This window comes from Streptomyces roseochromogenus subsp. oscitans DS 12.976 (genome assembly GCF_000497445.1).
Classification (GTDB): domain Bacteria; phylum Actinomycetota; class Actinomycetes; order Streptomycetales; family Streptomycetaceae; genus Streptomyces; species Streptomyces oscitans.
In genome coordinates this window covers 7350454-7364079 of sequence record NZ_CM002285.1, presented here as the reverse complement: position 1 = coordinate 7364079, position 13626 = coordinate 7350454, and the positions used below count along the sequence as shown (strand labels likewise).

At 72.6% G+C, this 13626-nt stretch carries 12 protein-coding genes and 3 pseudogenes; 6 read left to right on the top strand and 9 right to left on the bottom strand.

Going from position 1 to position 13626, the window contains the following annotated elements; all coding sequences use genetic code 11:
- Positions 1 to 337: DUF2293 domain-containing protein (locus M878_RS81440; protein WP_023551560.1), on the top strand; the 337-nt coding region annotated here is incomplete at its 5' end.
- A gap of 397 nt (positions 338 to 734) precedes the next feature.
- Entirely contained in the window at positions 735 to 2222 is a 1488-nt protein-coding gene (locus M878_RS81435; RefSeq protein ID WP_023551559.1) for a glutamate synthase subunit beta, read from the top strand.
- A 57-nt stretch (positions 2223 to 2279) separates the two neighbouring features.
- Here M878_RS81435 and M878_RS81430 read toward each other — a convergent pair.
- Positions 2280 to 2794 (bottom strand): annotated as a pseudogene (locus M878_RS81430) (carboxymuconolactone decarboxylase family protein).
- A gap of 46 nt (positions 2795 to 2840) precedes the next feature.
- Between M878_RS81430 and pdxR the strand changes: the two are divergent.
- The gene (gene pdxR, locus M878_RS81425; RefSeq protein WP_023551557.1) at positions 2841 to 4262 is read left to right on the top strand and encodes a MocR-like pyridoxine biosynthesis transcription factor PdxR; all 1422 of its coding nucleotides are present in this window, start codon (positions 2841 to 2843) and stop codon (positions 4260 to 4262) included.
- 97 nt (positions 4263 to 4359) lie between these two features.
- Here the strand turns inward: pdxR and M878_RS000000100385 are convergent.
- The 3 genes and pseudogenes from M878_RS000000100385 to M878_RS81410 all read right to left on the bottom strand — a co-directional run.
- Positions 4360 to 4679 (bottom strand): annotated as a pseudogene (locus M878_RS000000100385) (hypothetical protein); the annotation flags it as partial.
- A gap of 63 nt (positions 4680 to 4742) precedes the next feature.
- Positions 4743 to 4997 (bottom strand): DUF397 domain-containing protein, encoded by a 255-nt coding sequence (locus tag M878_RS81415; protein ID WP_023551555.1) that lies wholly within the window; start codon positions 4995 to 4997, stop codon positions 4743 to 4745.
- Positions 4998 to 5858 carry a helix-turn-helix domain-containing protein gene (locus tag M878_RS81410; RefSeq protein WP_031226439.1) on the bottom strand — a complete coding sequence of 287 codons (861 nt, stop codon included), beginning with the start codon at positions 5856 to 5858 and terminating at the stop codon, positions 4998 to 5000.
- Positions 5859 to 6301: 443 nt separating this feature from the next.
- Here M878_RS81410 and M878_RS000000100380 point away from each other — a divergent pair, with 443 nt between their 5' ends.
- The 3 genes and pseudogenes from M878_RS000000100380 to M878_RS000000101975 all read left to right on the top strand — a co-directional run.
- Entirely contained in the window at positions 6302 to 7063 is a 762-nt protein-coding gene (locus tag M878_RS000000100380; RefSeq protein WP_425347917.1) for an ATP-binding protein, read from the top strand.
- Between the two features lie 32 nt (positions 7064 to 7095).
- Positions 7096 to 7548, top strand: a complete 453-nt coding sequence (locus M878_RS81400) for a hypothetical protein (RefSeq protein ID WP_051430319.1) — start codon at positions 7096 to 7098, stop codon at positions 7546 to 7548.
- A gap of 742 nt (positions 7549 to 8290) precedes the next feature.
- Positions 8291 to 8659: pseudogene (locus M878_RS000000101975) on the top strand (ABC transporter ATP-binding protein); the annotation flags it as partial.
- A 24-nt stretch (positions 8660 to 8683) separates the two neighbouring features.
- Here the strand turns inward: M878_RS000000101975 and M878_RS98540 are convergent.
- The 5 genes from M878_RS98540 to M878_RS95160 form a co-directional block, all read right to left on the bottom strand.
- Positions 8684 to 8860, bottom strand: coding sequence for a hypothetical protein (locus M878_RS98540; RefSeq protein ID WP_023551549.1), 177 nt, complete (start codon positions 8858 to 8860; stop codon positions 8684 to 8686).
- A gap of 153 nt (positions 8861 to 9013) precedes the next feature.
- Positions 9014 to 9688, bottom strand: a complete 675-nt coding sequence (locus M878_RS81390) for a DUF899 domain-containing protein (protein WP_023551548.1) — start codon at positions 9686 to 9688, stop codon at positions 9014 to 9016.
- Positions 9689 to 9896: 208 nt separating this feature from the next.
- Positions 9897 to 11066 carry a cytochrome P450 family protein gene (locus tag M878_RS81385; RefSeq protein WP_023551547.1) on the bottom strand — a complete coding sequence of 390 codons (1170 nt, stop codon included), beginning with the start codon at positions 11064 to 11066 and terminating at the stop codon, positions 9897 to 9899.
- Between the two features lie 20 nt (positions 11067 to 11086).
- Positions 11087 to 12439 (bottom strand): amidohydrolase, encoded by a 1353-nt coding sequence (locus tag M878_RS81380; RefSeq protein ID WP_023551546.1) that lies wholly within the window; start codon positions 12437 to 12439, stop codon positions 11087 to 11089.
- Between the two features lie 15 nt (positions 12440 to 12454).
- Positions 12455 to 13626, bottom strand: a 1172-nt coding sequence (locus M878_RS95160; RefSeq protein WP_023551545.1) for an FUSC family protein, incomplete at its 5' end; no start/stop codon positions are given.

The window sequence follows — 13626 nt, the reverse complement described above, 5'->3', positions numbered from 1 at the left end:
GCGCGGCGACCGGGCGGCGGAGGACGAACGGTTCGCAGCGGCGTTCGCGGCCGAGATCCTGCGGCTGTTTCCCGGCTGCCCGGCGGACCGGGCGCTGGCCATCGCGGCGCACGCGTCCGCGCGGGGCAGTGGGCGGGTCGGGCGCAGCTCGGCCGGGCGGGCTCTGTCGGAGGGGGCGGTGATCTCGGCGGTCGTGGCGGCCGTACGGCATGTGGACACGCCGTACGACCAGCTGCTGATGAGCGGGGTGTCACGGTACGAGGCACGGCGCCGGATCGCCCCGGCCGTGGAGAGCGTGCTGCGGGCCTGGCAGGACGCCGGGGCGGACGTGGGCTGAGAGCAGTGAGAGGGGAGAGGGAGGAAGAAAGGCGACGTGACGGGAGTGGGGGGAGACGCTCGCGTAGGGCGCCGCGGCCCCCGGACACGGTCGACGCCGGTTCCTGGGCGTTCCCTGGGGTCATGGAGATGCCGGGCCCGTACCGGGCGGAACGAGACGCCGCGACGCCCTGCGCCGGCGGCAGCGTGGCGAGCCCCCGCATCACGGCCCTCATCTGCATACTCGCCCACACGTGACCTCCGCAGAAGCCCTTCGCCTGACCCGCCCCTGACAACCCCACCCTCCGGTGCCGGGCTGAGGGCCCGCGCCAGAAAGCGCTGTCCGCCGCTCTGCGCGGTGGTCTGAGCGGACGTATCGTGGCCGAAAGAGTGCCGAAGGCAGCCGCAGGAAGACGATCATGGCCGATCCCAAGGGGTTCATGACCACGCCGCGCCAGGAGTGGGCGCGGCGGCCCGTCGAGGAGCGGGTTCGGGACTGGGACGAGGTGTACGTCCCCGGAGCGCTGCTGCCCATCATCAGCAAGCAAGCCGACCGGTGCATGGACTGCGGGATCCCGTTCTGCCACGACGCCTGCCCGCTGGGCAATCTGATCCCGGAGTGGAACGACCTGGTCTCGCGGGAGGACTGGCGGGCGGCGAGCGACCGGCTGCACGCGACGAACAACTTCCCCGAGTTCACCGGCCGGTTGTGTCCGGCGCCCTGTGAGGCGGGGTGTGTGCTCGCGATCAACCAGCCGGCCGTGACCATCAAGAACGTCGAGTGCGCGATCGCGGACCGGGCCTGGGTGGAGGGTTTCGTCCCGGCACGCCCGCCGGAGCGGCTGTCGGGGATGACCATCGCCGTCATCGGCTCCGGGCCCACCGGGCTCGCCGCGGCGCAGCAGCTCACGCGGGCCGGGCACACGGTCGCCGTGTACGAGAAGGACGACCGGATCGGCGGGCTGATGCGGTACGGGATCCCCGCGTTCAAGATGGAGAAGCGGCATCTGGAGCGGCGGATCGAGCAGATGCGGGCCGAGGGCACGAAGTTCCGTACGTCGACGGCGGTCGGGCGGGACGTCGGCGCGGTGGAGCTACGGGGGCGGTACGACGCGGTGGTGATCGCCACGGGAGCGACGGCGTGGCGGGAACTTCCCGTGCCGGGCCGGGAGTTGAAGGGGATATACCAGGCGATGGAGTATCTGCCGCTGGCGAACCGGGTGTGTGAGGGGGATCTGGAGGTTTCACCGCTGTCGGCGGCAGGCAAGCATGTGGTGATCGTGGGTGGCGGGGACACCGGGGCGGACTGTCTGGGGACCGCGGTGCGCGAGGGGGCCGCGTCCGTGACCCAGCTGGACATCTACGCGCAGCCGGGCGCCGAGCGCGACGAGGACACCGAGCCGTGGCCGACGTACCCGAAGATCTACCGGCTGTCGGCCGCGCACGAGGAGGCACGGGACCTGCGTACGGCGCCGGCGGCGGACGCGGACGCGCGGCTGTTCGCGGCGTCCACGCTCCGCTTCGCCGGGGACGAGAGCGGGCGGGTGCGGTCGCTGCACCTGACGGAGGTCGACGAGCTGCGCCGTCCGCTGCCGGGCTCCGGGCGGACTCTGCCCGCCGACCTCGTGCTGCTCGCTCTCGGGTTCTCCGGGCCGGACCAGGAGGACGGGCTGATAGGGCAGTTGGGGCTGGACCTCGCCCCGCGCGGCACGATCGCGCGGGACGACGGCTTCGCGACCAACGTCCCCGGGGTGTTCGCCGCCGGGGACGCGGCGCGCGGACAGTCGCTCATCGTCTGGGCGATCGCGGAGGGGCGGGCGGTGGCGGCGGCCGTCGACCGCTATCTGACCGGGAGTTCACGGCTGCCCGCGCCGGTCTCGCCTCGGGATCGGCCGATGAGGGTGTAGGTGTGGCTGATCGGTTGCGCTGTGGCCATCGAGTGAGAGGAAGGCGGCGGGCTCGGGTCAGCCGTTCCTCTCGTCCGTGCCCGCCACCTTGCCCGTCGACAGGGCCACCCGGTTCCAAGTGTTGATCGTGCAGATCAGGGCGATGACGTGGGCCAGTTCCTCCTCGTCGAAGTGGGCGGCGGCCTCGGCGTAGACGGCGTCGGGGACGCCCGCGTCGGCGACCAGGTCAGCGCCTCCGTGAGCGCCAGGGCGGCCCGTTCTTTCGGGGTGAAGAAGTGCCGGGCCTCGCGCCAGACGGCGACCATGTGCAGCCGGTCCTCGCTCTCGCCGGCCTTGCGGGCGTCGTTGGTGTGCATGTGCAGGCAGTAGGCACAGTGGTTGAGGAGGGAGGAACGGATCTGGATCAGCTCGACCAGCGCCGGGTCGAGGCCGGCCCGGGCGGCGGCGTCGAAACCGATGATGGCGCGGAAGACCTTCGGGGCGGACTTCGCGAAGTCCAGCCGGGTGCGGGCGGCCTCGGCGGCGGTGATCGCGGTGGTCACGTCGGCTGCGGTGATCGTGTTCGTCGTCATGGCTTCAACCTACGAGCCGGAAAGACCGGCTGTAGGGTGCATTTCCATGACGGAATCATGGGTCAATTCCGCGGAGCGGATCGGTGCCGATCTGCATCTGGAGCTGTCCGGTCCGGGCGGGCGGCGGGCCGCGCTGATCCGGGCGCTGCGGGAGGCCGTGCGCAGCGGACGGCTGGTACCGGGCACCCGTCTGCCGCCGTACCGGTCGCTCGCCACCGATCTCGGCGTGGCCCGCAACACGGTGGCCGACGCCTACGCGGAGCTGGTCGCGGAGGGCTGGCTGACCGCCCGCCAGGGTTCGGGCACCCAGGTGGCCGACCGGGCGGAGCCGCTGCGGCACGCTGTACGAACGCCCGTGAAGACACCTCCACGCGCGCGTGGCCCTCGACATGATCTGCGGCAGGGCACGCCGGACGCCTCGGCGTTCCCGCGGGCGGCCTGGTCGGCCTGTTATCGGCGGGCGCTCCAGGGAGCGCCGAGCGAGGCGTTCGGGCCAGGGGATCCGGCCGGGCGCCGGGAGCTGCGAGAGGCGCTGGCCGAATATCTGGCACGCGCGCGTGGCGTGCGGACCGAGCCGGACCGGATCGTCGTCTGCTCGGGCTTCGCACACGCGCTGCGGCTGCTGTTCGGCCAGGGCGCCGGCGCCGTGCTGCGCGGTCCGCTGGGTGTGGAGGCGTACGGGCTGGGCTTCCACCGGGAGCTGCTCGCCACGGCCGGGGTGCGCACCATGCCGCTCCCGCTGGACGAGCACGGCGCGCGCGTGGACGTACTCGGGCGGGAACGTGCGGTGCTGCTCACGCCGGCGCACCAGTTCCCTACCGGCGGCCCGCTGCATCCGGAGCGCCGGGCGGCCGTGATCGGCTGGGCACGCGCGCGTGGGGCGGTCGTCCTGGAGGACGACTACGACGGCGAGTTCCGGTACGACCGCAAGCCGGTCGGCGCGCTCCAGGGCCTCGATCCGGAGCGGGTGATCCATCTCGGGTCGGTCAGCAAGAGCCTGTCGCCGGCGCTGCGGCTGGGCTGGATGGTTCTGCCGGAGCGGTACGTCGCGCCCGTGCTCGCGGCGAAGGGCGAGCGGGAGGGCTGGGCGAGTGTCCTGGACCAACTGGCGCTGGCGGAGTTCATCGTCTCCGGGTCGTACGACCGTCATGTGCGGCGCATGCGGCAGCGCTACCGGCACCGGCGTGACCGGCTCGTCGCCGCGCTCACCGCGCACGCGCCGCATGTCGAGGTCACGGGCATCGCGGCCGGGCTGCACGCGGTGCTGCGGCTGCCGCCCGGTACCGAGCGGTCCACGGTGAAGGCCGCCGCGTGGCAGGGTGTCGCCCTGGACGGACTCGCCGCGTTCCGGCATCCGGAGTCGGGGGTGACGGCGGGCGACGGACTGGTGGTGGGATACGCGGCCGCCGCCGAACACGCCTACGGCGCGGCATTGCAGGCGCTGTGCGGGGTACTGCCTCCGGGGTGAGCAGCGGGCCACCCGCCGACGCAGGCCACAGCCGCCTCCCGGAGAGGAACAAGCACCCGCCGGATCGGGCACGGGCCGCCACCCGGAGAGGAACGGGTTACCAGCCGAGGCTGCACGAGCCGCCTCCCGGAGAGGAACGGGCACCCGCCGGGTCGGGCACGGGCCGGCTCCCGGGTGAGGAGCGGGTTGCCGCAGCGCGGCCACCGCCTGCGCCCCACCGCCCCGTCCCCGGAATCACCGCGTCGTCCTGGACCGGGACGGCCGCCCTCGGCTTCTCGGTAGCGGCCGCCGACTCGTCGGGGTGAAGTCGGCGGTGGCGTGGGTCGTCATCAGGTAGCTGCCGGAGGGCAGTTCGGCGAGCGGCCGGCCGACCGGCTCCAGCGCGCCGTCCTCGGCGGAGATGAAGTGCGGCAGCGCGAAGTGGACCACCCGGGCTTCAGGCGATAGGGAAGTTGAGCGAGAGACAACGCACGGTCGGGGTCAGGACAGCAGGAAGTCGGCCTCCCCGGCCTTGGCGCCCTCGATGAACGCGGTCATCTCATCGGCGGTGTAGATCAGCGCCGGGCCGTCCGGGTCGGTGGACTGGCGAACGGCGATCCGGCCGTCGGCCAGCTTCATGGCCTCCAGGCAGTTTCCGCCGTTGCCGCCGCTCCAGGGCTTGTGCCAGCCCTCGCTGCCCAGCTCCCGCGCGGGCATGCCGTTGTAGACGTGTCCGCGCGGCTCGATGCGATCCATTCACAGCTCCTTGCGGAGATCCCGGAGGATCTCCTTCGTGCGTTGTGCCGTAGCGGCCTGCGCCGCCATGCGGTCCATGACCTCGAGATGGGTGGCCACCTCGGCGCGCGCGTCCAGGTAGACGGCGCCGGTCAGGTACTCGCTGTAGACCATGTCCGGCAGCTCCGGCATGGCGAATCGGAACAGCACGAACGGCCCGTACGTCCCCGGATGCGGTCCGCTCGCGTACGGGGCGACCTGGAGCGTCACATGGGGCAGCTTCGTGGCCTCGAGCAACTTGTCGATCTGCGCACGCATCACCTCCGGACCGCCGACCGGGCGGCGCAGGGCCGTCTCGTCCATCACCGCCCAGAAGCGCGGGGCGTCGGAACGGGTGAGCAGCTGCTGGCGCTGCATACGCAACGCGACGTGCCGCTCGATGTCGTCCGGGCTGGTCTGGCCGATGGCACCGGACTTGAGCACACCACGCGCGTAGTCCTCGGTCTGCAGCAGGCCGGGGACGAAGTGCGGCTCGTAGGAGCGGATGAGGCTGGCCGCGCCCTCCAGGCTGACGTACATCGAGAACCAGCCGGGCAGGATGTCGTGGAAACGCTGCCACCAGCCGGGCCTGTTGGCCTCCTCGGCCAGCTGGACGAAGAGTTCGGCCTCGTCGTCGGGCACGCCGTAGGCCTTGAGCAGCAGTTGCAGATACGGGATCTTGAGGGCGACCTCGGCCATCTCCATACGGCGGATGGTGGCGGGAGCGACACGCAGGACGCGGGCGGCCTCCTCGCGCTTCAGTCCGGCGCGTTCCCGCAGGTCCAGCAGGCGCCGACCGAGGACCACCTGACCCACTGTCGGCGCGGACCGCGGTTCGCTCACGCTCCCACCTCCACCGAAGACTCCACCGAACTCCCCAACGCTCCCCAACGACAGCCACGCCGGCGGTCCCATCGGCAGTCCCATCGGCAGTCCCATCGACAGTTCCGTCGACGGCCCCACCGACAGTTCCACCGAATTGATTTCCGACAGCCCTGCGGCGCCATTCGAAGATGCATTCGAAGACCGAGCCGGATCTCCGATGCCCCCAATTGGCGCCGCTCGACGTGCTGTTGCGAAGCAGTGTGCCACGCCCTCTGACCGAGTCACACAGCACTCTGCATTTTTCAGAGTGACACTTGCCAAGTGTTCACGGCGGGGAGATAGTGGCAAGCGTGATTCCGTCCGCGCCCTTAGGAACAGACGCCGCAGACCGTCCCGGTCTCGGCGCAGCCGCGGGAGCAGCCCCTCAAGGGGGCGCTGCCCGGCGCCGGTTCCGTTTCGAGTTGGCCGCACATCCGGGTTCCGTCGCCCAGGCAAGACGTCTGACGCATGCCCGGCTGAGCGGCTGGTCGGTGTGCGCGGACACCTGTGACAGCGCGGCTCTGGTCATATCCGAGCTGGTCACGAACGCGATCGTGCACACCGCGAGCAGTCGTGTCGTGTGCGAGTTGCACGACCACGACGACACCGTGCGCATAGCCGTACGCGACTGGGGCTGTGCCCCAGGCGAACCCCACCCGTCCCCGCGTCGGCCCGACGAGGAGCACGGGAGGGGATTGCTTCTCGTCGACGCGCTGTGCCAGGCCTGGGGCGCCCAGGAACACGGACCCGGACTGCTGGTCTGGGCCGAGCTGGACCGCCGGGCCGACGCGGGGCATGACACGGCAGATCCGGCAGATCCGTACGACGTCCCGGGTTCGGCTCACGGCACCGCGGGTCTGTACGACGACCTGGGCGCGGCCCACGACACCGCGGGCCTGGGCACGGCTGCCGGCACCACGGGTCCGCGCAACGACCTGGGCTGGGGTGCTCGCACCAAGCCGGGCCGCCCTGACGACTCCGACGAGGACGAGTCGCCGGAGGGCCGGCACCCGGGCTCCGGGCGCGTCCCGCACCAGCCCGCCGATCAGCCGCACCGTCACGGAACTCCGGAGCCGCACCACCACGTGGCACCGGAGCCGCACCGGCACCGCGCCCCGGACCGGCCCGCGCACCAGCCGCTGCACCGGGCTCCCGAGCAGCGCCGCGCCGGGGAACGCCCGTGACCAGCGCCTACGGCTCCGACCGGCGAGATGTCGTGGACTCCAGGCAGCGCGGCCACGCCCACTCCGATGGTTCCGAGCGGTCCCTCGGACTGGACACCCTGGTACGGCTGCGGCGTCGCCGGGCCGTCCCGGACGCGCCCCGCCGGCTCACCGTGCCCGACGGCATGACCGCACCGCTCGGCTGGGACGCCGTGGCCGTGCCCGACCGGCTCGGTCCGCTGGTCGTACCCCGGCTGCCGCGGCTGGGCTGTGTGTACACCGACGGCGCCCGCTGGTGGTGGATCGTTCCGTCGGACTCCGACTACGCCCTTTCCTGGCCGTCCCCGGCCCACTATGCCCCCGGCGCCCTGGCCACCGACACGGCCCGGCTCATCCACCGCCCGGAGGGTACCGCGCCGTACACCCCGCCGATCCCGCTGTATCTGGCACTGTGCCGGGTGATCGGGACGCCGCCGGACTTTCCGCGGCGCGTGGCTTGGCCGTGACGCCCATGGAGGTGCCGGGTTCTGTCGCGGGGGCGGCGGCCGCAGGTTGTCTGTGGCTGGGCGCGCAGCTCCCCGCGCCCCTTGAGACTGGCTGCCCCCGAGTCGGCTGACGGGCCGGCCTCCGCGTCCGGAGTCTCGTCGTACGCCCCCTCTCGCTCCCCCTGGCACTCCCTGCGCGCCCTCCCCCTCCACCGGTGCGGCAGCGATGGCGGCCCTTTCGTCGGGGTCCGCGAGGTCACGGTGGGGAAGAGACGGGGGGCGGCCGATCCGACGGTGTCACAGTCGGAGCGGCTGCTCCTCGGGGGCCACTGCGGTACGACATGGGCTGGAACGAGCATGCGGACGCCTACCTGGAGCTGGGCTTCCGTGCGATGGTGGTCCGGCTGCCCGGCATGCTGGCGTCCAGTCTCCGGCTGGCCCTGCGGGCCGACGCCGGGCCTCGCGTGTCGTGCCGGCCGCCGAGGCGGTCCGTGGCGTCGCCCGGGTGATGAGCCTGCTGGCTGTGAACAGCGCGCTCGGCAGCCTGCTGACCGGCCCGGACATCGGACAGCGGCTGCGTTCGGCGGCCCCCGCCCCGGCCGTCGTGGCCGCCGTGTCGCCCGTGTCACGTACTGCTGCGGGCGGCCGCCACCTGTGCCACCGGGCGGCGAACGTGGCGCTGGCCGCGATCGAGGACCACGCCTGCCGCTCGGCCGGATCATCGCGCTCGTCGGCGAGAACGGCTCCCGCAAGTCCAGGCTGGCAAAACTTCAGCGGCAGGCACGAGCTGTCCGGCTGTCAGGGGCAGCGGCTCGGCATCGCCCGGGCCGCGCACCGGTGCGGGCAGGTGCTGATCGTGGACGAGCCCACGGCCGCGCTGGACGCGCGTGCCGAGCCGGAGGTGTTCGAGAAGATCCGGGCGCTGGCCGGCAACGGGCAGACGGTCGCGCTGATCACCCACCGGCTGGCCTCGGTCCGCCACGCCGACCTGGTGCATGTGCTGGAGCACGGGCGGCTGATGGAGTCCGGCACGCCGGAGGAGCTGCTGGCCAGGGGCGGTGTCTACACCGAGCTGTACGCGCTCCAGGCCGAGCAGTTCACGGCGGAGGTACCGGCGCCGAAGCCGGCCTGAGCCCGCCCGGCGGCCGCCGCCGGCTCACTCCGCGCCGTCGCCGCCCCGCACGATCACCAGGAACGTGTCCGTCGCGAGGTCCATGACGACCTCGGCGGGCAGGCCTTCCAGACGCCGCGCATACGCGAACTCCTCCGCGGGCCAGGATCCCCGGGGACCACCGGCGGGAAAGCGTTCGAGCACGGTTCGCCCGTTCACCATCTCGCACCTCCAGAAAGCGTCGTCCTTACGGGAGTTAACGCCCTGGAGAACGGAAACGCCTCGCTCGGTGAGGGTACTGAGACATTACCGACACCGGTTCGGCGCGGACCGTGATGATGCGTTCACTTTGTGACACGAAACGCACCCTTCGTGTCAGAAGTCGTACTCGTCGTGAAGGCGGAGCGGCTCACTGTCGGCGGGCCCGCGGCCGAGGGCGGTGAGGTCGAGCAGACCGGCGAGGGTGCCGAGTCCGTCCAGCCCGTCGTCGTAGGCCGAGTAGGTGTGGAAGACGCGGTCGTGGTCGCGCAGGAAGCAGCTGATGCCGGGGCGCTCGGCCAGACCGCCGCCCGGCTCCGCGGTGGCCACGGTGACTTCGAAGTCGCGGTTGAAGTCGCCGTGCGCCGAAGAGGAGGCCGAAGAGGACGACGAGTACCAGGGCACCGCCCAGCCCATTCGCGCCTTGAACGGCAGGATCCGGGTGAACGGCGCCCGGGAGACGGCCGCGAAAGAGGTGTTCCGGGCGCGCAGATGGGCGAGGTGGCCGATCTGGTCGAGGAAGGCCGAGCAGCACGGGCAGCCGGTCTCCCACTCCGGCGCGAACATGAAGTGGTGGACGACGAGCTGGGCCCGCCCCTCGAAGAGGTCCAGGAGGGTGGCCTTGCCGTCGCCGCCCTCGAAGACGTACTCCGTGTCGACCTCGACCATGGGCAGCCGGCGCCGCTCCGCGCCGAGAACCTCGCGCGCCCGCCTGACCGCCTCCTCCTTGCGCAGCAACTCCTCGCGCGCCGCGCGCCACTGCTCGCGCGTGACGATCTCCGGGAACGACATGGGCCCTCCTGCCGACGGCCGGTGAGAAAGTGGTGACCGTCGGTGGGTACGGAACTCATCGCCGTGCACGGAGAATGTTTCCGGACGGATTTTCCGGACGACGTTTTCCGCACAGCGTCTTCCGGTTCCTTTCGGACTCTTCCGGACGGCGTCTTCCGGAAGATGTCTTCCAGACGGCGTCTTCCGGGCGGATTCGGCCGGCCGGCGCTCAGTACCTCACCGGCAGGGCCAGCAGTCCGCGAGCCCGCAGCGACGGACGCCACTCCAACTCACGCTCGCCCAGGCTCAGTTCGGGGAACCGCTCCAGCAGGGCCGTCAGGGCGATCTCCGTCTCCGCGCGGGCCAGGGGCGCGCCGAGGCAGTAGTGGATGCCGTGGCCGAGGGCGAGATGTGCGGCGGCGTCGCGGGTGAGGTCGAGGCGGTCGGGGTCGGCGAAGCGGGCGGGGTCGCGGTTGGCGGCGGACAGGGACACCAGGACCGTCTCGCCGGCGGGGACGGTGACACCGGCGATCGTCACGTCCTCGACCGGGAACCGGCGGATGGCGAGCAGCGCGGGACCCTCGTAACGGACCAGCTCCTCCACGGCGGCGGCTATGCGGGCCGGATCCCTGCGCAGGGCGGCGAGCTGGTCGGGGTGCTGGAGGAGGGCGAGGACGGCGTTGCCGATGAGCTGGACCGTGTTCTCGTAGCCGGCGAAGAGGATGAGGAAGACCAGCGACATCAGCTCGTCCTCGCCGAGCCGGTCACCGTCCTCGTCGCGTACGGCGATCAGGTCGGAGAGCAGGTCGTCGGCGGGCTCGGCGCGCTTGGCGGCGAGGAGCCGGGTGAAGAAGCCGAGCATGGCGGCCACCGCGTCCCGGGCGGCCTCCGGCCGTGCCGGGTCCGGGGCGACGAGGGTGTCCGTCCAGATCCGGAAGTCCAGACGATGACTCTCCGGCACGCCGAGCAGGTCGCAGATGACGGTGATGGGCAGCGGGGCGGCGTAGGCGGCGATCAGGTCGGTGGTGCCGTGCGCGGCGAACGCGTCCAGGAGCCGGTCGGCGGTACGGCGGATGGGCTCGCGCAGCTGCTGCACACGGCGTGGCGTGAACGCGCGGCCGACCAGGCGCCGGATGCGGGTGTGGTCCGGCGGGTCCATGTTGAGCAGGTTGGCGTCCAGCGCGGGCGGCAGGGCGAACCCCTTGTAGGTGCCGGCCGACGCGTGCCGCTTGTCCAGTGAGAGCCGCGGGTCGGCCAGCGCGGCCCGGACGTCCTCGTACCGGGTGACGAGCCAGGCGGGGGTGCCGTCGGGTCCGGTGATGCGGTGCACGGGCGCGGTGTCGCGCAGGCGCCGGTAGACGTCGTGGGGCTGGTCGATGAGGCCGTCCGCGAGTTCCATGATCTTCAGCCTACGCGGACTCAGGTGTCGTACTCCTGGATGCGCCGCCCGTGGCTCCGGTCGGTCAGTGCGGGCAGGCGGCGCCCCAACTCACCTACGACGGCGGGGAGATCGAGGGTGAGCAGTTCGCGGTCGCGCATCAGGATCCGGCCGTCGACGACGGTCGTGCGGACGTCCGAGGACCGGGCGCTGTGCACGAGGGTGGCGGCGAGGTCGTGGACGGGCTGGGTGTGCGGGCCGGAGAGGTCGACCAGGATGAGGTCGGCGCGCCGGCCGGGCGCGAGGGTGCCGACGCTGCCGCCGAGGCCGACCGCGCGGGCACTCTGCAGGGTGGCGTGGTGCAGGGCCTGACGGGAGGTCAGCCAGCGCGGGTCGCCTTCGGTGGACTTCTGGATCAGGGCGGTCAGCGTCATCGACTCCCAGACGTCGAGGGAGTTGTTGGAGGCGGCGCCGTCCGTGGCGAGGCCGACGGGGACGCCGGCCTCGCGAAGGGCCCGTACCGGGGTGGTGGCCGGCCAGGCGAACTTGAGGTAACCGCGGGGCGCGGTCGCCACGGCCGTACGGCCCCCGGTCCTGGCCAGCAAGGGGAGGTCGCGCTCGATGATGCCGGTGCCGTGCGCGATGAGCAGGTCGGTGTCGAGCAGTCCGGTCCGGTCCAGGACCTCGATGGGGGTGAGGCCGTGCCGGGCGAGGCTGGTGTCGGTCTGGTCGCGGTTCTCGGCGGCGTGCAGGTGGACGGGCAGGCCGTGTGCGCGGGCGAGTTCGGCGGTGGCGGCGAGGTCGGCGTCGGTGACGGTGTAGGGGGCGTGCGGGGCGAGGGCGGTGGTGATACGGCCGTCGGCGCCGCCACGGTGCCGGAGCGCGAACTCGGCCGACCGCTCCCGCCCTTCGGGGCCCTGACTGGAGAAGTAGGCCTCGCCGAGGTGGGCGCGCAGCCCGCACTCGGTGACGACGGCGGCGACCTCGTCCATGTGGAAGTAGTGGTCGGCGAAGCAGGTCACCCCGCCCCGGATCATCTCGGCGCAGGCGAGCCGGGCGCCCAACTCCACGTCGCCGGCGGTGAGGTTGGACTCGGCGGGCCAGACGACGTCGTTGAACCACTCCTCGATCGGCAGATCCTCGGCCAGGCCGCGCAGCACCGTCATCGACGCGTGCGTATGGCAGTTGATCAGCCCCGGCATGGCGACCTGCCCGTGCGCCTCGATCCGCTCCGCGGCCGGCAGTTCCCGCACCTCTGCAGCCGTCGTCACCGACTCGACGACCCGGTCGCGTACGACGATCGCCGCGTCCGGACGGAACCCGATCCGCTCCTCCTCGTCATGGACGAGCACGGTGCAGCCGGTGATGACGAGGTCGGCGGGAGAGGCACGCATGGGCCCACCGTACGGCTACGCGGCGGCCGGCAGCGGCACCTTCACCCCCCTAGTCTCCAACTCTCGTAGTGCTTCCCGTAGTTGCCCGAGGTGCCGAGGTGTGAGCCGGCCTGTGTCGTCGAGGTGGACGGCACAGGCCGTGGTCGTGTCGACAAGCAGCTCCAGGATGTCCGCGACGGCGTCCGTGCCCGCGGTGTGCCGGGCGAGGGCGGGAAGTTCGGCGGCGGCCAGCGCGATCGCGGTACGGGCCTCGGCGAGGGTGCGGTAGGCCTCTCGGCGCAACGCCCACCGCTCGGCGCGGTCGCCGGGGCGTCCGAGGACGCCGGAGTCGCCGGACCGGTCGAAGGCGCCGGACCGGCGGAGGACGCCGGACGTGTCGTGGTCGCCGAGGCCGACGGATTCACCAAGGTCGCCGGACCCGCCGAGGCCGACGGAGCCGCCGCGAGCGCCATGCTCGCCGAGAGCACCGAGCTCACCACGGTCGCCGGACTCAGCGACAGCGTCGGACGCGCCGAGGACATGCGCGAGATAGGCCTGCGCGGCGCCGCCGGCCGTGGCGAGGCGTGCCCGCACCGCGCCGCCGCGTCTGCCTGGCATCGGCAGATGCCCGACGATCAGCACGAGTACGCAGGCCAGCAGGGTCTCGCCGATGCGGCTGACGGAGGCCTGCGGCTCGCCGCCGGCCATGACCAGGGCGAGGACGAGGACGGTGACGACGGCGGTCTGCGCGGCGAAGTGCCGGGTGGCGACCGGGACGAGCGCCCCGCAGACCGCGACCAGCGCGATCAGCCCGCCGGGCCGGGGCAGCAGCGCGGCGAGACCGGCGAACACCAGGGCGCCCAGCACGGTCCCGGCGGCCCGGCACAGCACCCGGGAGACGAGCGGCCCGAGGTCGGGCTTGACGAGGAAGACGGCGGTGGCGGGCAGCCAGTACCAGTGCTGGTGCTGGCCGTGCCAGCGGGTGTGGTGCAGCGCCTGGGCGATGGCGGCGCTGGCCCCGAAGCAGAGGGCGACGCGCAGCCCGTACTCGCGTCCGCCGGTGCCGAACGCGGCGCGCAGGGCGTCCTTGGCGCCCCGGTGCCGGGTGAGCAACCGCTGCCGCGGGCCGTCCGCCCGGTCGAAGGCCTCGGCGGCGCGCAACAGGGCGTCGTCGAGGGCGCGCAGGGCGGGAACGGACCGGCTGGGGG